We start from the raw sequence: 15,923 nt of genomic DNA, 5'->3' as shown, positions 1-15,923 counted from the left end.
TTAGACAGCGTCGAGGGCCGAAGAGTATGGGCATGAGAACCGGAAGACTCGTGATGATCGGCCGTTTCGTGGGGAAGACCTACGCGCCGTCCATGTGGCGGCGGCTCGGTGACGCGCTGACCGGACTGCCGCGTGCGGGGCGGGCCATCGTGTCCCGGCGGATCGTACGGGGATGGCCGCGCTGCCGTTCGCGATGGCGAGCACCGGCCTCGTGGTGGTCATCGCGGCCTTCCTCTTCATCAACGTGGGATATCCGCTGCGGCCGGTGCTGGGACTGGGCGGTAACGCCGGGGGCGGTTACTGGGCCAGTACGTACTACGACTCCTGGCGAGCAAGAACGCGCGCAACGGAAGCGACAAGGACGACCACCGACACGGGGGTGCGGGTGGCGAAGCCCCCGCCCGGAGCGAGCGAAGCGAGCGCGAAGAGTCCACGAATCGCGAAGGCGAAAAAGGCGCTCCCCGCCTTTGAGCAGGGAGCGCCGATCGATGGGTGGAGCCGAGGGGACTCGAACCCCTGACCCCCACACTGCCAGGACTGGACTCGCAAAAGCCGCTGACGTGCAGGCAGGTCAGAGCGTACGGCCCATCCGACTTCCCGCGACTCCCGCCCGGAACCGTGATCCGCTTTCGCGTCTGGCACGGATCTGGCACGAACACCGAGGGTGGTCACGGACGGCGACCGCCGTGGAGTCAGCCTGAGGTGATTTCGCGTTCCTCGAAGATGTCCTCGAGGACCAGCCGGGCTCGGGCCGGCACCTCTTCATCCGGGAAGACCTCACTGCAGATCGTCAACACCTGATCCACGCTGGCCAATCGCAGGTGATTCACGAGAAACCGGATGTCCTCGGCGTCGCGGCGCCTCGCGGCCAGGACCTTCATGGCAAGCAAATGCCTTGGCGACGCTGCTGAAACCCGGAGGCCGGGATGGTCAAAGATGCGGCGGGCACCCGCGTCGTTGCCGGGGGCCACGTACACGCTGGCCTGTTCGTTCAACCACCATCTCGGTAGGCCGAGAGCATCCGCCACCGCCATCGCTTCTTCGTGAACAATGCCGTGCGGCTGGAAGACGGCGTCGATGTCCCGGGTTGCCCTGCGGGCGTCGTAAGCCAGTGCCATCGCCGCGCCGCCGAAGACGTACAGATCTGCCACCACACCACGACGTGCGAGGCGATCGCCAAGTGCCCGGAAAGCGGTCTCGATCGCGTCTCGATCGAGAAGTGGATCGGCTGCGCTCACGCTACCTCCAACTCGCCCGGCGCCACGTACACTCCACGCCGCCGGAAGGCTGCTGGCGTATGCACCACAGCGTCGACACGGGCCGCGCGGGTGTTGAAGGGGAACCAGAACCGGTCGAGCGATCGCTGCTCTGCCCATGGCGGGCCGGCGGAGCCATCCCGCGCCGCCAAATGCTCGGCCAACGCCGCAAGGAAGACGTCCCAGTGTTCATCTCCGGTGGCCGCCGGCTCGTCATCGAGCAGCCGACGTCGGGACCCTACAGCTTCCCACCGGTACTCCTCCAGGAACTCAGCCACCAGCCGCCATCGGTGCAACTCGTCGACATCGACGAGCAGCTCGCCCAATCGAACCAGGGTCATGGGCTCGTACCTCCGACCGATCACGAACACGACCGTAGTACAACCAGGACCACGCTGACCCAAGACCGCACCGCAAGGACGCCCCTGAAGACGTCGGCAGGAACAGCAAGGGCACCGTGGGCGGCCGCCAACATGGGGATGCGGTGGCGAGCGAAGCGAGCCGAAAGCACCGCAAGCGACGGTCGGAGGGGGCATGGGTGGAGCGAAGCTCCCCCATTGGGGAGCGAGCGAAGCGAGCGCGAAAAACCACCCATCGCAACGCGAAAAAGGCGCTCCCGCCTTTGAGCAGGGAGCGCCTCCGATGGGTGGAGCCGAGGGGACTCGAACCCCTGACCCCCACACTGCCAGGACCGATCTTGAACAGCCCGCCGACATGGCGCAGGTCAGCCGCCCACCGGACGCCGGATTCCCCAGGGCTACCCGTTGCCGACCGCGATCCACCTCCACGAGTGGCACAGATGTGGCACGCCACGGGTGGAAGGGGGAAGCGCACCGCCGCGACGACAATCTGATATGCCGACCTGGCGGCCGCCTCCGGAGGTTGCTCCTCACGGGTGCTGCGGAAGCTGGGCGAGGTGGCCGCCCCTGACGTACCAACACACCGAGCCGCTCGACGCAGGACCTCCAGCGTGTCGGTTCGAGGCTGATCCGCTCCGCCCCATGACATTGCTCCGCGGTGCACACGCTAGGAGACGGATGCCGAAAACCTCCAGCCGACGTCGCCGACGCGGGTCTACGTGGTCCTCGCGGCGCTTCCCTGCACGATGGCTCGCATCTCGCTGATCGGCAGGTTCGCGTGGCGCGCGGCGGTCAGCACGACGATCCGGTCGTCGTCGCGGGACAGCGTCGGCAGCAGCGTGGCGGGGGTGGCCGGGTTCCGGGCCACCCCCGCTCGTACCGATCGGTCGGCGTCTGCGGCCAGCGACTCGAGCATCTCCGGCGGCGTGCCTGGGTCGGCCGCGACCTTCGCCCGGACCAGCGCCTGCCCGTCGCCGGCCAGGAGGTCCCGGTGCCGGCCCGACAGGCCCGGGCTCGCGGCCGCGAGGGCACGCCGGCGGAAGTCGACGTCCGCGGCGAACTTGGCGACGATGCCGGGCGGGCACTCCCTCCGCCGCAGGAGGGCCAGCTCGGCCCACGCACGTCGATCGGCCGTCGCGGCCTGGGCGAGCATCCGCTCGACGACGAGCGCCGGGACCGACGGATTCCCGGCCAGGGCGCGCCACCCCGCGTCCGAGACGAGACCGACCAGCCGGGGGATCAGCTCGCGCGGAAGACCGTCCAGCCCGGCCACGGCATCCGAGCGCAGCGCCACGACACCCTCCAGCAGGGACTCCCGGAGGCCGGGGTCCAGCACCGCCGGATTCCCGGCCAGCGCCAGACGCACCTCCGAACGCTCATCCGAGCGCAGCGCCCGCACAATCCGTGCGGAGATCGCCGGGTTCGCCGCCACCGAAGCCCGCACCGCCACCCGGGAATCCCTCGACCCGAGCAGCGCACCATCCCCCGGCAGCGACGGATTGCGCATCGCGGCGGCGACCGCCTCATACCCGCCCGGCACCAGCGGCGCGAACCCCCGCGCCAGCAACCCCAGCACATCCGGCGGGAAGTTCCGATGCTCCACCGCATCCAGCGCCGCGATCATACGCACATGCTCCAGACCGGCCCCCTCCGCCGCCGACCACCGCGCACGGAAATAGACACCCAGCAGCACGTCGGCCGGGCAGGCCCGATTCCCGACCACGGTGAACTCGGCCCGCGGACCGCCCGCCCCGACCATCTCCGCGAGCACCGCTCCCGGCAACTCCGCACGACCGGCCAACTCCGCCCGCACATCCTCATGAACCGTCAGGGCAGCCAGCTCCACCAGCAGGCCCGGTGGACACGAACGATTGCCCGCCAGACCCAACTGACGAAAGAACCCGGCGGGCAACCTCATCAGCCTCCACAAACGCGACCCAGTGACTAATCCGGCCAGGTCACACCATGACCATGGTCTTCATTCATTATTGATTAAGGCTGGACATCAAATGTTTGGGTAAGCATGGCGATCCGCTCCGCGCACGTCCTTGTGCTGTCGATGAGTGCTTGCGTGCGGTTGATGGTGCGCTGCAACGCGTTCGTGTTCGACGGATCGGGCAAATCGGCAGGAAGGTGCAAAGTGGCACAGCCACTACGCCAGTGGCACCTGCTCGGACGCTTTCGGCGACGTGGCGGCACCGGCCGTCGTAGAGCTGGAAATCGTCGCCGGTGGCGGCTCGCAATGCGCGTACCTGGTCAAGGCTGACCTTGCAGATCTTGCCGCCCGCCGGCTTCCTGCTCGATCGCTTCGCGGCCCCGGCAATCTCGGGAGTGAAGGTGGTAGGCGTGTAGGCGCCCCCGCCTTTGAGCAGGAAGCGCCTTTCGATGGCGGGCGGAGAGCGAAGCAAGCCCGAAAAGCTCCGCACAAGGGCGCCCCCCCCATCAGACGACCGCAAGCCGAGAGGGTCGGAGGGGGCATGGGTGGAGCGAAGCTCCCCCATTGGGGAGCGAGCGAAGCGAGCGCGAAAAACCACCCATCGCAACGCGAAAAAGGCGCTCCCGCCTTTGAGCAGGGAGCGCCTCCGATGGGTGGAGCCGAGGGGACTCGAACCCCTGACCCCCACACTGCCAGTGTGGTGCGCTACCAGCTGCGCCACGGCCCCATCTGGTGTTTCACCCGCTCTCGCGGGCACTCAGGAATAGTACACACACTGGCGGAGAGGGGCGAACGGGTACCCCCCTCAGTTCTGCGTCGGGTCCGACGGATAGTGCGCCACGGCCGCCATCAGCCCGCCTTGGCGGCGCAGGACCATCTGCCACAGGTCGTCCGGCCGGGGCGCGAAGGCGTCGCTCGGCAGGGCGTCGAAGACGAACCACGAGCCGCCCTCGATTTCGCGCTCCAGTTGGCCCGGGGACCAGCCCGCGTAGCCCGCGAAGACGCGCACGCCCAGGACGCCCGCGACCAGGAGGTCCGGGTCGCCCGAGAGGTCGACCGTGCCCACGGCGCCGGAGACGCGGTTGAAGCCGGCCAGGTCCTGCACGCCGGGGCGGGTGCGTGCCAGGCAGATGGCGGCCTCGGGCTGCACCGGTCCGCCCTCGAACACCACGGGGGGCTCCCCCGCCAGCGCGCCCCAACCGCCGAGGACGTCGGCCACCTGGACCTCGGTCGCGCGGTTGAGCACGACGCCTAGCGCGCCGCCCTCCTCGTGCGCGACCACCAGGACGACGGTCCGCTCGAAGTTCGGGTCGCGGAGCGCGGGCGTCGCCACCAGCAAGCGCCCGGTCAACGACTCCATCGCCCTCCCTCGCCGCTGTCTGGACGTGCCTCGGCCGGTGCCTGACGAGCCGGGGCGCGGTGAGCCGCGGCCCGTCGGGGGCTGACCGGACGAGTGTCCCTCCATCCCACCGAGATCCCCGTGCATGGACATCAGCCCCACCAGCAAACATGACCGACCGGGCGGCCGAAGATCGGGCGCGCCGGGTGGATCTTCGCGAGGCGGGGTGCGAGGGTCATGTCTCGCACCATAGCCTGACCCGCGCGTCCCGGTTAGGGTCTGTTCCGTGACCTCACTCGCGGACGTTGCGGTGATCGGCGGCTCGGGGCTCTACGCACTGCTCGACGACGCCGAGGAACACGTGGTCGACACGCCGTATGGCCCACCCTCGGACCCCATCACGGTGGCCACCGTGGGCGGGCGGCGCACCGCGTTCCTGCCGCGGCACGGGCGCGATCACCGGTTCCCGCCGCACCGGATCCCCTACCGGGCGAACCTGTGGGCGCTGAAGGAGATCGGCGTGGCCCAGGTGCTTGCCCCGTGCGCGGTGGGCGGCCTGCGCCCCGAGCTCGGGCCGGGCACGTTCGTGGTGCCGGACCAGCTGATCGACCGGACGTCGGGGCGCGTGCAGACGTACTACGACGAGGGCGCCGTCCACGTGAACTTCGCCGACCCGTACTGCGCGGCGGGCCGGGACGTGGTCAAGAAGGTGGCCGCCGAGCACGGCATCCAGGCCGGCGACGGCACGATGGTGGTGGTCGAGGGGCCGCGCTTCTCGACCCGGGCCGAGTCGCGGTGGTTCACGGCGATCGGCGGCGCGGTGGTGAACATGACCGGGCACCCGGAGGCCGTCCTGGCCCGCGAGCTCGCCCTCTGCTACACCTCGATCGCGCTGGTCACCGACCTCGACGCCGGCGTGGAGGGCGAGCACGGCGTCACCCAGGAGGAGGTCTTCCGGGTGTTCGCCGACAACACCGGCCGCCTGCGCCAGGTGCTGCTCGACGTCATCCCGCGCCTGCCGGAGCGGCCCGACGACCCATGTCAGCATGCACTGGACGGCCTGCGGTAGGCAGCCGCACCACAAAGCTGCTCGACGTCATCCCGCGCCTGCCGGAGCGGCCCGACGACCCATGTCGGCGCGCGCTGGACGGTCTGCGGTAGGCAGCCGCACCACGAAGCGGCAGCCGCCGCCCACGTTGTCCGCGGCGACGGTGCCGTGGTGGGCCTCGACCAGGCCGCGCACGATGGCCAGGCCCAGTCCCCCTCCGGCGTTTTTCGCGGGTGTACGCGCCGTGCCCCCACGAAAGGCCACGTCGAAGACCCGAGGCAGGTCGGCCTCCGGGATGCCGCCGCAGGTGTCGCTGACCGCGAGCCAGCCGCCGGTGTCGTCCTGGCCGCCAGTGACCGTGACCGTGCCGTCCGGCGGGGTGTAGCGGATGGCGTTGCGGATGAGGTTGTCCACGACCCGCGAGAGCTCGGGCACCGAGCCGCGCACGACCGGCCAGCCCGAGGACGGCTCGGCCACGATGCTGATGTGCTCGGCGGCGGCGAGGGGCGAGGCCGAGGCGATGGCGTCGGAGACCACGTCACCCAGGGGGACGTCGGCCAGCGACAGCCGCAGCGCCCCGGCGTTGATCCGGGACAGCTCGAAGAGGTCGTCGACGAGCCCGGCCATGCGGTCGGTCTCGGCGCTGATCCGGCGGTGGTAGTCGGCCACGGTCTCCGGGTCGGAGACGACCCCGTCGTCGAGGGCCTCGGCCATGGCCCGCAGGCCGGCCAGCGGGGTACGCAGGTCGTGCGAGACCCAGGCGACCAGCTCCCGGCGCCGGGCCTCGGCCTCCCGCTCGCGCTCGCGGGCCTCGGCCTGCCACATGCTGGCCCGGGCCAGGCGCCGGCCCGACCACAGCCCGACCGCGAGCGACACGGTGGCCGCCGTGCCGACCACGATGAGCAGGACGTGCAGGTCGTGGTCGGAGATGAACATGCGCATGGCGGCGCCCAGGATGCCGGCGAGCACGCTGAGCACGGTGACCAGCAGGAGCACCGCGATGTGGGCGGTGACGGACCGGCCGCGCAGCGCGCGCAGGGCGCCGAGGCCGGCCACGGCGACCGCCAACGCCCCGCCGAGGGCCATCAGGAAGGTGTGCAGGACGTCACGCATATTCGTACCGGTACCCCACGCCCCAGACGGTCAGGATGCGCTTGGGCTCGGCCGGGTCGTCCTCGACCTTCTCCCGCAGCCGTCGCATGTGGACGGTGACGGTCGACTGGTCGCCGAAGGTCCAGCCCCACACCTGCTCCAGCAGCTCGGCCCGGCGCAGCACCCGGCCCGGGTTGCGCATGAGGAACACCAGCAGGTCGAACTCGCGCACGGTGAGGGCGAGCTCCGCGCCGCGCAGGGTGGCGATGCGCCGGGCCGCGTCGACCCGCAGCTCGCCGTCGATCAGCTCGCCGGCCTGGGGCGACGGGGGCGCGGCGCGGCGCAGCACCGACTGGACCCGCAGGACCAGTTCGCGGGGCGAGAACGGCTTGGTGACGTAGTCGTCGGCGCCGATCTCCAGGCCCAGCACCCGGTCGGACTCCTCGCCCAGCGCCGTGAGCATGATGATGGGCAGGCCGGGGTCCTGGGCCCGCAGCCGGCGGCAGACCTCCAGCCCGTCGATGCCGGGCAGCATGAGGTCGAGCACCACGAGGTCGGGCCGCTCGGCCCGGTAGGCGTCCAGGGCGGCCCGGCCGTCGCCGGCGAGGCGCACGGCGAAGTCCTCCCGCTCCAGGTACCGCCGGACGACATCGCTGACGGTCGGGTCGTCGTCCACGACGAGCACGCGCTGCCCCATCGTTCGAGCGTAGAGCGCAGGGCACGGGGCACCATGCGTGGCGGCGGGCCGTAAGCGAACCGTCAGGTCTCGCCGCCGAGGTCCGTCTCGTAGGCCTCGTACAGCAGGTCCGCGCCCTTCTGCCGGTACTGCCACACCTCACGGATGAGGCGATCGGCCTCCCAGCGCACGTCCTCGTCCGTCCCCGGGTCGCGCAGCCGGCCCTCGAGCTCGTCCAGCGCGGTCCGCACCGAGCGGTGCCGGCCGGCGAGGTCGTCGAGGTAGGGGGCCACCCAAGGCGCGTCGTCCAGCACCTCGGCGTAGAGCCCGGAGACCTGTTCGGCGAACGCCGCCTTGAGCTGCGCCACCGCGCGGCTCATCGCGGGCCGCCACGCCGGGTCGCCGACCGGTGTCTGGATGGCGTGTTCCATGCGTTGAATGCCGCCGAGCAGTTCCATGCTGCACCTCCCGCACACTCCATGATGTGACGCGAGACACACTTAGGCAAGATCAGAGGGTCGGAATCTCCTCGAGACCCGCGGGCGTGACCTCGGTCATCCGCTGCAGCCAGGCGTTCACGACGGCCAGCTGGTCCGGGGTGAAGCCCTGGGCGAGGCGGGCCTCGACGGCCTGGACGACCGGCAGCGTCTCGCCGAGGCGAACCCGGCCGGCGCCGGTCAGGAAGATCTGCTGCGAGCGCCGGTCGGTCGGGTGCGGGTGCCGCTCGACCAGGCCGGCCCGCTCCAGCCCGCCGAGCATCTCGTTGGCCGACTGCCGGGCGGTGGAGCACTTGCGGGCCACGTCGGCGACGGACATGCCCGGCTCCTCGTCGAGCATTAGCAGCGACGCGAACTGGGCCAGCGACAGGTCGTACGGGACCAGCGCCTCGGCCACGTGTCCGCGCAGCGCCAGCCAGGCGTGGCGGATGAGGAACGTCGAGCAGGCGGCTTCGGTGGTCATCCAACCATTGTGCGCGCCGGCACTATTGACAGGAACCTGACGATCCTGCGAGTGTGGCAACATGACCGTCAGGGACCTGCCAATCAGCCTACCGCGGCAGCGCCGAGTGTTGTCGGTGCTGGTGTTCGCCGCGGTACTCATATGGATCGACACGACCATCCTCGGCATCGCGCTGGAACGCCTCGCCGACCCGCGCGCCGGCCTCGGCGCCACGCCGGGCCAGCTGCAGTGGGCCGTCGGTTCGTACGCGCTGATCTTCGCCACCGCGCTCTTCGCCGCCGGCGCGCTCGGCGACCGCTACGGCCACCGCACGATCCTCGTGCTGGGTCTGCTCTGCTTCGGCGCCGCCTCGGTGTGGGCGGCCTGGGCCGGCGACGCCACCAGCCTCATCCTGGCCCGCGGCCTGATGGGCCTGGGCGGCGCGATGATGATGCCGACCTCGATGGCGATCATCGGCGCCACGTTCCCGCCCGAGCGGCGGGCCGGGGCGATCGCCGTCTGGGGGGCCTCCAGCGGCGTCGGCGTGGCGCTGGGCCCGCTGCTCGGCGGGGTGCTCGTGGACCACTTCTGGTGGGGCTCGGTGTTCCTGGTGAACCTCCCCGTCGTGGCGCTGGCGCTGATCGGCATCGCGGTGGTGGTACCGAATCCGAAGCTCGCGCAGCGTCGGCGCCCCGATCCGATCGGGCTCCTGCTGTCCACCGCCGGCCTGGCCGCGCTCGCCTACGGGCTGATCGAGGCCGGCCAGGACACCGACTGGGCGCGCCCGCAGGTGTGGATCTCCGTGCTGGCCGGCCTGGCGCTGCTCGTCGCGTTCACGGTCTTCGAGTGGCGCTCCCCCGAGCCCTCGTTCGACCCGCGGCTGTTCCGCAACGGGCGGTTCAGCGCCGGCAACCTCGCGCTGGCCGCGCTGTTCTTCGCCATCACGGGGCAGATGTTCTACGGCAACTTCTACCTCCAGGGTGCCCGCGGGATGAGCGCCCTGGACACCGGCCTGACCTTCCTGCCCGGCGCGATCGGGGTGGCCATCGGCTCCCCGATCGGCGCCCGGCTGGCCAAGCGCTTCGGCGTCGGGGCGGTCAGCGGGGGCGGCCTGCTCGTCGTCGCCGCGGCGTTCCTGGCCAACCTGCTCTTCGACGTGGATACGCCGCTGTTCTGGTTCTGCGCGGTGAGCTTCGTCAGCGGTACCGCCATGGGCCTGACCATCGCCCCGACCGTCGCCGCCGTCATCTCGGTGCTGCCCCTGAACCGCATGGGCGCCGGGTCGGCGGTCAACAACACCGTCCGGCAGGTCGGCAGCGTGCTCGGCATCGCGCTGCTCGGGACGGTGCTCTCCACGACGTACCGGGACCGGATCGAGCCCGCGCTGGCCGGCCTGCCCGCCGCCGCCCGGGACGCGGCCGCGCCGTCGGCCGAGCGCACCCGGGCCGTCGCGGACGCGCTGCACCGGCCCGACCTCGCCAAGTCGGCCAACTCCGCGTTCATCACGGCCATGCACGCCACCGCGGCGTCCGCGGCGGTGGTCGCCTTCCTGGGAGCGGTACTGCTGCTGCTCGCCTTCCGCGCCCGCCGCGCCCCGGCGCCGCAGACCGAGCAGGAGCCGGCCCTGGCCGCGCAGCGGTGAACCGAGCCGCCGCAGGTCGCCACCCGCGTCGGCCTCGGCGGCGTCCCGCGGTGAACGGAGCCGCGCAGCGATGAACGGATCGGCCGCCGGTTACCCGCCCTCGTCGGGGCGCGGGCCGGCGGCCGGGGCGCGGGCACGGGCGCAACGGCCCGGCCACGGCTCAGGCCGACCCGGGCACCGGCGGCCGGTCGTGCAGGATCCGCTGGTAGAGCACGGCCTCCTGCCACTGCCCGTCGAGGTAGAGGTAGTCGCGGGCCCGGCCGAAGCGCTCGAAGCCGTTCTTGTCCAGCACCCGCTGCGAGGCGACGTTGCCGGGCAGCGTGCTGGCCTCCACCCGGTGCAGGCCGAGCTCGGCCTCGGCGACCGCGCACGCCGCGCCGACCGCCGCGGACACCACGCCCCGGCCCTCCTCCGCCGCGTCGATCCAGTAGCCGATGCTCGCGTTGCAGAACGGGCCGCGCACGATCGAGCTCAGCGTCACCATGCCCAGGATCGCCTCGCCGCGGACGATGACGCAGGTCCACGCCTCGCCCGCGGCGTTGCGGCGCACCGCGGTGTCCACCCGCTCGCGCTGCCCCGCGGGGGTCCAGAAGGCCTCCGGCTGAGCCGGCGACGAGCGGCGGAAACGCTCGCGGTTGCGCAGGCTCACCTCGCGCAGCGCCACGTCGTCGTCCGGCTCGATCGGGCGCAGCAGTGCCCCGGCGGGCAGCTCGGCGGGTCTCATCCCCGGCCCATCAACCTTTCCACGTCGGCCAGCTCGGCGGGCATCAGCGGGCCGTGGTCCAGCGCGCCGGCGTTCTCCTCGACCTGCGCGACGGTCCGGCAGCCCGGGATCGGCACTGTCCGGGCATCGTACGCCCACAGCCAGGCCAGCGCGCCCTGCGCGAGCGTCCGCCCGCCCGACGTGAGCACCTGGCGGATGCCGTCGATGCGGGCCAGGAACTCGGGCGTGGGGCGGCCGTCGGTGAAGTACGTCATCCACTCCGGACTGAGCCCGCGCACGTCGTCGCGCGGCAGCTCCGACCCCGCCGTGTAGCGGCCGCCGAGCAGCCCCATGGCCAGCGGGCCGCGGATGATCACGGCCAGGTCGTGGCGCTCGGCCACGGGCAGCACCTCGTAGGAGCCCCGCAGGACCGACATGTCGGCCTGGATCGCGGCGCAGCGCGCGCCGGCGGAGGCGAACGCGTCGGCCCGCTCGGGGAAGTCGGTGCTCCAGCCGTACGCTCGGATGTGCCCCTGCTCGATCAGCTCCTCCAGCACCGGCACGAGGTCCAGCGCCTGTGGGATCGGCAGGCCGTTGATGTGCAGCTGGTACAGGTCGATGCGGTCGGTGCCGAGCCGGCGCAGCGACTCGTGCACGGCCCGGCGCAGGCCCTCCGGGCTGCCGTCGTCCGGCCCGACCTGGCGGGTCTGCTCGTCGAAGGTGCAGCCGAACTTGGTGGCGATCACCACCTCGTCGCGGCGGCCTTCCAGCGCGCGGGCGAGGACCCGCTCGCTGTGCCCGGCCCCGTAGACGTTGGCGGTGTCGAAAAACGTGACACCGAGGTCGAGCGCGCGGCGGATGGCCCGGATCGACTCGTCGTCGTCCACCTCGCCCCAGCCGAACGGCTGATCGCCTCCCCAGAAGGGGCCGCCGATCGCCCAGCAGCCCACGCCGAGCGCGCTGACCTCGATGCCACTGCGTCCCAGGAATCGCGTCTTCGTCATGCCTGCACGCTGCCACCTGGAGCGCGCTCCAGGTCAACAGCGGCCCGGCTCAGCAGGTGGTCTGGACGAGTTCGGCCTTCGCCGAAGCGGCCCATTGATACGGGATCTGCCGGAACCAGTACAGCGGCGGCAAATGCGAGGTCGCCACGTATACCTGTCCCGGGAAACAGCGGGTTACGCGCAGTCGAGCGCGCCATGCATGATCGGCCGTTGTCACAATGACGACAGATTTCCAGCCAAATTCTCTCGCATATCGGGCAATCGCCTCCGCCTCGCCCCGGGTGGTGTCCGGGTCGGGGTGGAAACACAGCAGCGTCACGCCCGGCGGGGCCGGCAGGCACCGGCCCGATGCGGCGTCCGACGGCAGCGTGGACTGCACGAGGTAGTCCGCGCGGCGCGCCTGGGCCAGCTGCGTGGCAAGCCGGTCCCGGTCGTCGTCGCCCGGCCCGGCCAGCTCGACGATCGCGTCGATGTGGGGCGGGAGCACGGGCAGGCGCGGCCACACGAAGTACCGCGCCGTCAATCCAAGAAATGCGATGAGCGCGACCGCCAGGGCGATCAACAAACCTTTCCGCCACCTCCGGACCATTTTTCGAGTGTCGCGGGGGCAACTGAAGAATTGCTGAACGCCTGGCCGGCCGACGGCGTGACCTAGCTCACGAACGCAATATTTCGCGCAATCTGGCGGCAAAACCGGGCGGATCAATCACGAATGCGATATGCCCGCCCGGGAATGAAATCGGCGTTGTGCCCAGCAGCTCGGCAATCGCGTGGGACGTCCGGTCCAGCAACTGCCCGGCGGACTCCTCGCCGAGCCCGATGAGGACCCTCACCGCCCGGAGCGCCTCGATATCGGGCCGGAAGTAGGTCGTGCCGCGCATCTCGTGGCGGAACCAGTGCCGCTCGTCGGCGATCTGCTGCGCGTCCGGCGGGCCCGGCGGCGGACCCTGCTGCTCGGTCACGCCGGCGTTGACGAGGAACTTCTTCCACGCGCCGGGCACGTCGCCGGCCTCGTAGGTGGCGATGATGTCCTCGATCGCGGCGTTGCGCTCGTCGCGGTCCGGCAGCACATCGTTGACCGGCGGCTCGTGGGCGACCACCGTGTGCACCGCCGCCGGGTGCCGCTGCGCCAGGGCCAGCGCGGTGACCGCGCCGCCGCTGGTGCCGAAGACCGCGGCCGGGCCCACATCGACGCGCGCGATCAGCGCGGCCACGTCGTCGGCCCGCTGCTCGGCGCTGGAGTCGGACTCCGGATCGTCGAGCATGCTCGCGCCGATTCCCCGCGGATCCGTGGTGAGCACGGTATGGTCGGCGGCGAGTTGGTCGGCCAGGGGATTCAGGAACCTGGTGCCCATCGGCGCGCCGACCAGCACCAGCAGCGGCCCGTCGCCGCGCAGCTCGTAGTGCAGCGTGGCGCCGGGGACGCGCAGGGTGTCACTCTTCACGTCAAGTACCTCCTTTTCGTGCGCTCAGATAGGAGACCGGCGCGATGGCCCCGACTCGTCGCCTTCTGGCACCCGATTTTGCCGACGATCTCCAGCGGGCCCGCAAGGGCGACGACGACGCCTTCGCCCGGCTCGTCGCGCCGCTGCGCGGGCCGCTGCACGCGCACTGCTACCGGATGCTCGGCTCGGTCCACGACGCCGACGACGCGCTGCAGGACGCGCTGGTACGGGCGTGGCTCGGGCTGTCGGGCTTCCAGGGCCGCGGCTCCCTGCGCGCCTGGCTCTTCACCGTCGCCACCCGCACCTGCCTCGACCTCATCGCCGCCCGCGGCCGCCGCGCGCTGCCGATGGACCTGGGCCCGTCCAGCGAGCACGCCGCGGTCACCGACCAGCCCCGCGACGACGTGGCCTGGCTGAGCCCCTACCCCGACGTCGTGCTCGAGCGGCGGGAGAGCGTGGAGCTGGCCTTCGTCGCCGCGCTGCAGCACCTGCCGGGCAACCAACGGGCCGCGCTGCTGCTGTTCGACGTGCTCGGCTTCGCCGCGGCCGAGATCGCCGCGATGATGGACACCACGGTCGGCTCGGTGAACTCCGCGCTGGCCCGGGCCCGCCGCACGCTGGCCGAGAAGGTTCCGCCGATGCCCCAGCAGCCGACCCTGCGCCGCATCGGCGACGAGCGCATCCGCAAGATCGTCGAGGCCTACGCCACCGCCCTGGAGCACGGCGACGCGGCCGGGCTGGTGGCGCTGCTGACCACCGACGTGACCTGGTCGATGCCGCCGCAGGCGCACTGGTACCGCGGGCTGCCGGCCGTCACCGACTTCGCCGTCCGGCTGCCGCTCGCCACCTGCGGCAACTGGCGCCACCTGCCCACGGCCGCCAACGCCCAGCCCGCCGTCGCCAGCTACCTGCGCCCCGGCCCCGACGGGCCCTACGAGGCCTGGTCGCTCAACGTGCTGACGCTGCGCGAGGACCGCATCGTCGAGATCACGTCCTTCATCGACCTCGCCGTCTTCGACCGCTTCGGCCTGCCGCTCAGCCTCTGACGCCGGCCAGCAGGCCCCAGTGGACGGCCAAGGGGAGGAACAGGGCGCCGGCGGTGACGAGCAGGGTCAGGCGGACGTGCTCCGGGGCGGAGATCTCACCGCGGTGGCGGCGCCAGGCGATCGCGGTGCACACCAGGGCGACCACGGTGGCCAGGGCGAGCAGCTGCAGGAGCAGCCAGGGCAGCGGACGGCCGAGCAGCGTAGGGCCGACGACCTGGGCCGCGACGGCCATCATGAAGAACAGGTAGAGCGGGGCACCGAGGGTCGCGGCCAGGCCGGCGCCGGCCAGCCAGCGGGCCGGGCGGCGCACCGGCGGGGCGAACCGGCGGCCGCGCACCCGCCGGAAGGCGGCCGTCAGCGGGAACGCGGCGAAGCCCACGACGAGGAGCGCGAAGCCGGCGACCTGCAGCCCGAAGGACTCGTACCAGCGCAGCGGCGCGACGGCCGGGACCGGGCCGCCCCCGGCGGGCAGTTCGGCGGCGGTGGGCGCGGGGGCGTCGATCCAGGCCGCCTCGTACCGCCCGTAGTCCGACGGGATGGCGGCCAAGTGGTCGAAGCCGCCGTCGGCGGTCAGGTGGAGGGTGTGCCGTACACCCGGAACGGTCCGAAACGTCGCGTGCGTGTTGCCGGCGTCGTGCAGGGCCCCGGCGATGAGGCGGGCGCTGAGCTCCGGCATGGCGTCGTGGTCCAGCTCGCCCCACTCGGCGAGGACGGGCTGGCGCACCTCCCGCCACCCGGCGAGCGGGTCGAAGTCGCCCTCGGTGAACAGCCCGGCGCCGACCACGGTACGGAAGGCGGGGCCCTGCATCGTGCGGGTCAGCGAGCCGGAGACCCCGAAGTGCCGCAGGTACTCGCCCCACTGCCACCGCGTCTGGACGGCCGGCGCGACGCCGACGGCGCCGGTCGCGATCACGTACTTCACGTCGGCCGACCGGGCCGCGGCGAGCGGGGCGACGAACGCGCCCTCGGAGGCGCTCCACAGGCCGAGGCGGGCCGGGTCGACGTCGGGGCGGGCCGCCAGCAGGCGCAGGCCGGCCAGCGCGTCGTCGGCCAGCACCGAGTAGTCGCGATGGAACAGTGAGTAGCCGACTGTGCGCTTGTCGTAGATGAGCACGACGACGCCGAGCCGCGCGTACGCCTCGGCGTCGGGCCGGATCGCCTGCCGGCCGCGGTTGCCCGCCCCCTGCAGCATCACCATCGCCGGTCGCCGGCCCGCCGCCGAGGCGCCGGCCAGGACCGTCCCGTGCAGGACCACGCCGCCGGCGCCCTCGAACGAGACCTCGGTCGCGGACACGTCGCCGGGGGCCGCCGCCGCGGGGGCCGCGCCCAGCCCGGCGAACCCGGCCATCACGAGCATTACCATCAGCCATCGCTTCATGCCGAGAAGGCTCACCGACGCGGGGCGCCCGGCGCCAAGGTGCAGACACCCGGATCCATT

General features: G+C 72.0%; 17 protein-coding genes and 1 tRNA gene. 4 read left to right on the top strand and 14 right to left on the bottom strand.

Going from position 1 to position 15,923, the window contains the following annotated elements; genetic code table 11:
* Positions 1-172: 172 nt before the first annotated feature.
* Positions 173-520, top strand: a complete 348-nt coding sequence (locus AB0M46_RS06195) for a hypothetical protein (RefSeq protein ID WP_363333244.1) — start codon at positions 173-175, stop codon at positions 518-520.
* Between the two features lie 172 nt (positions 521-692).
* On the opposite strand, the gene AB0M46_RS06190 is transcribed toward AB0M46_RS06195, so the two are convergent.
* The 5 genes from AB0M46_RS06190 to AB0M46_RS06170 form a co-directional block, all read right to left on the bottom strand.
* Positions 693-1,238: a DUF6036 family nucleotidyltransferase gene (locus AB0M46_RS06190; protein WP_363333243.1), complete on the bottom strand. Its 546-nt coding sequence runs from the start codon at positions 1,236-1,238 to the stop codon at positions 693-695.
* Positions 1,235-1,597 (bottom strand): hypothetical protein, encoded by a 363-nt coding sequence (locus AB0M46_RS06185; RefSeq protein ID WP_363333242.1) that lies wholly within the window; start codon positions 1,595-1,597, stop codon positions 1,235-1,237. Before AB0M46_RS06185 ends, AB0M46_RS06190 begins: the two co-directional genes overlap by 4 nt.
* Before the next feature lie 733 nt (positions 1,598-2,330).
* Complete coding sequence (locus AB0M46_RS06180) at positions 2,331-3,416, bottom strand: hypothetical protein (RefSeq protein ID WP_363333241.1); 1,086 nt, start codon at positions 3,414-3,416, stop codon at positions 2,331-2,333.
* Between the two features lie 789 nt (positions 3,417-4,205).
* A tRNA-Ala gene (locus AB0M46_RS06175) sits at positions 4,206-4,278 on the bottom strand.
* Positions 4,279-4,356: 78 nt separating this feature from the next.
* Positions 4,357-4,911, bottom strand: coding sequence for a YqgE/AlgH family protein (locus AB0M46_RS06170; protein ID WP_363333240.1), 555 nt, complete (start codon positions 4,909-4,911; stop codon positions 4,357-4,359).
* Between the two features lie 265 nt (positions 4,912-5,176).
* Between AB0M46_RS06170 and AB0M46_RS06165 the strand changes: the two genes are divergently transcribed.
* Positions 5,177-5,959, top strand: a complete 783-nt coding sequence (locus tag AB0M46_RS06165; protein ID WP_363333239.1) for an S-methyl-5'-thioadenosine phosphorylase — start codon at positions 5,177-5,179, stop codon at positions 5,957-5,959.
* Positions 5,960-5,986: 27 nt separating this feature from the next.
* Here AB0M46_RS06165 and AB0M46_RS06160 read toward each other — a convergent pair whose 3' ends face one another.
* The 4 genes from AB0M46_RS06160 to AB0M46_RS06145 all read right to left on the bottom strand — a co-directional run bounded on the left by AB0M46_RS06160 (position 5,987) and on the right by AB0M46_RS06145 (position 8,666).
* Positions 5,987-7,051 carry a HAMP domain-containing sensor histidine kinase gene (locus AB0M46_RS06160; RefSeq protein WP_363333238.1) on the bottom strand — a complete coding sequence of 355 codons (1,065 nt, stop codon included), beginning with the start codon at positions 7,049-7,051 and terminating at the stop codon, positions 5,987-5,989.
* Positions 7,044-7,727: a response regulator transcription factor gene (locus tag AB0M46_RS06155; RefSeq protein ID WP_363333237.1), complete on the bottom strand. Its 684-nt coding sequence runs from the start codon at positions 7,725-7,727 to the stop codon at positions 7,044-7,046. The genes AB0M46_RS06160 and AB0M46_RS06155 overlap by 8 nt, the downstream gene beginning before the upstream one ends.
* Before the next feature lie 62 nt (positions 7,728-7,789).
* Entirely contained in the window at positions 7,790-8,164 is a 375-nt protein-coding gene (locus tag AB0M46_RS06150; RefSeq protein WP_363333236.1) for a hypothetical protein, read from the bottom strand.
* A 52-nt stretch (positions 8,165-8,216) separates the two neighbouring features.
* Positions 8,217-8,666, bottom strand: coding sequence for a MarR family transcriptional regulator (locus AB0M46_RS06145; protein WP_363333235.1), 450 nt, complete (start codon positions 8,664-8,666; stop codon positions 8,217-8,219).
* Between the two features lie 61 nt (positions 8,667-8,727).
* Here AB0M46_RS06145 and AB0M46_RS06140 point away from each other — a divergent pair, with 61 nt between their 5' ends.
* The gene (locus AB0M46_RS06140) at positions 8,728-10,287 is read left to right on the top strand and encodes an MFS transporter (protein ID WP_363333234.1); all 1,560 of its coding nucleotides are present in this window, start codon (positions 8,728-8,730) and stop codon (positions 10,285-10,287) included.
* A gap of 160 nt (positions 10,288-10,447) precedes the next feature.
* Here the strand turns inward: AB0M46_RS06140 and AB0M46_RS06135 are convergent, their stop codons facing one another.
* The 4 genes from AB0M46_RS06135 to AB0M46_RS06120 form a co-directional block, all read right to left on the bottom strand.
* Positions 10,448-11,011 (bottom strand): GNAT family protein, encoded by a 564-nt coding sequence (locus AB0M46_RS06135; protein ID WP_363333233.1) that lies wholly within the window; start codon positions 11,009-11,011, stop codon positions 10,448-10,450.
* A complete protein-coding gene (locus tag AB0M46_RS06130) occupies positions 11,008-11,994 on the bottom strand; it encodes an aldo/keto reductase (protein WP_363333232.1) in 987 nt (328 codons plus the stop codon). The genes AB0M46_RS06135 and AB0M46_RS06130 overlap by 4 nt, the downstream gene beginning before the upstream one ends.
* A gap of 49 nt (positions 11,995-12,043) precedes the next feature.
* Entirely contained in the window at positions 12,044-12,559 is a 516-nt protein-coding gene (locus AB0M46_RS06125; protein ID WP_363333231.1) for a hypothetical protein, read from the bottom strand.
* 91 nt (positions 12,560-12,650) lie between these two features.
* A complete protein-coding gene (locus AB0M46_RS06120; protein WP_363333230.1) occupies positions 12,651-13,439 on the bottom strand; it encodes an alpha/beta hydrolase in 789 nt (262 codons plus the stop codon).
* A 44-nt stretch (positions 13,440-13,483) separates the two neighbouring features.
* Here AB0M46_RS06120 and AB0M46_RS06115 point away from each other — a divergent pair, with 44 nt between their 5' ends.
* Positions 13,484-14,485, top strand: coding sequence for a sigma-70 family RNA polymerase sigma factor (locus AB0M46_RS06115; protein WP_363333229.1), 1,002 nt, complete (start codon positions 13,484-13,486; stop codon positions 14,483-14,485).
* Here AB0M46_RS06115 and AB0M46_RS06110 read toward each other — a convergent pair.
* Entirely contained in the window at positions 14,475-15,863 is a 1,389-nt protein-coding gene (locus AB0M46_RS06110) for a hypothetical protein (RefSeq protein WP_363333228.1), read from the bottom strand. The two genes, AB0M46_RS06115 and AB0M46_RS06110, sit on opposite strands and share 11 nt — an antisense overlap.
* Positions 15,864-15,923 lie beyond the last annotated feature (60 nt).

Source organism: Dactylosporangium sp. NPDC051485 (assembly GCF_040682015.1).
GTDB lineage: Bacteria > Actinomycetota > Actinomycetes > Mycobacteriales > Micromonosporaceae > Dactylosporangium.
The sequence above is the reverse complement of the archived record's forward strand: the minus strand, read 5'-3'. Positions and strand labels throughout refer to the sequence as shown.

Excerpts from the sequence above, each read along its gene's own strand:
- AB0M46_RS06195 (WP_363333244.1), top strand. The coding sequence starts at position 173 with ATGGCCGCGCTGCCGTTCGCGATGGCGAGCACCGGCCTCGTGGTGGTC.
- AB0M46_RS06185 (WP_363333242.1), bottom strand. The coding sequence starts at position 1,597 with ATGACCCTGGTTCGATTGGGCGAGCTGCTCGTCGATGTCGACGAGTTG.
- AB0M46_RS06170 (WP_363333240.1), bottom strand. The coding sequence starts at position 4,911 with ATGGAGTCGTTGACCGGGCGCTTGCTGGTGGCGACGCCCGCGCTCCGC.
- AB0M46_RS06160 (WP_363333238.1), bottom strand. The coding sequence starts at position 7,051 with ATGCGTGACGTCCTGCACACCTTCCTGATGGCCCTCGGCGGGGCGTTG.
- AB0M46_RS06155 (WP_363333237.1), bottom strand. The coding sequence starts at position 7,727 with ATGGGGCAGCGCGTGCTCGTCGTGGACGACGACCCGACCGTCAGCGAT.
- AB0M46_RS06150 (WP_363333236.1), bottom strand. The coding sequence starts at position 8,164 with ATGGAACTGCTCGGCGGCATTCAACGCATGGAACACGCCATCCAGACA.
- AB0M46_RS06145 (WP_363333235.1), bottom strand. The coding sequence starts at position 8,666 with ATGACCACCGAAGCCGCCTGCTCGACGTTCCTCATCCGCCACGCCTGG.
- AB0M46_RS06140 (WP_363333234.1), top strand. The coding sequence starts at position 8,728 with ATGACCGTCAGGGACCTGCCAATCAGCCTACCGCGGCAGCGCCGAGTG.
- AB0M46_RS06135 (WP_363333233.1), bottom strand. The coding sequence starts at position 11,011 with ATGAGACCCGCCGAGCTGCCCGCCGGGGCACTGCTGCGCCCGATCGAG.
- AB0M46_RS06130 (WP_363333232.1), bottom strand. The coding sequence starts at position 11,994 with ATGACGAAGACGCGATTCCTGGGACGCAGTGGCATCGAGGTCAGCGCG.
- AB0M46_RS06115 (WP_363333229.1), top strand. The coding sequence starts at position 13,484 with ATGGCCCCGACTCGTCGCCTTCTGGCACCCGATTTTGCCGACGATCTC.
- AB0M46_RS06110 (WP_363333228.1), bottom strand. The coding sequence starts at position 15,863 with ATGAAGCGATGGCTGATGGTAATGCTCGTGATGGCCGGGTTCGCCGGG.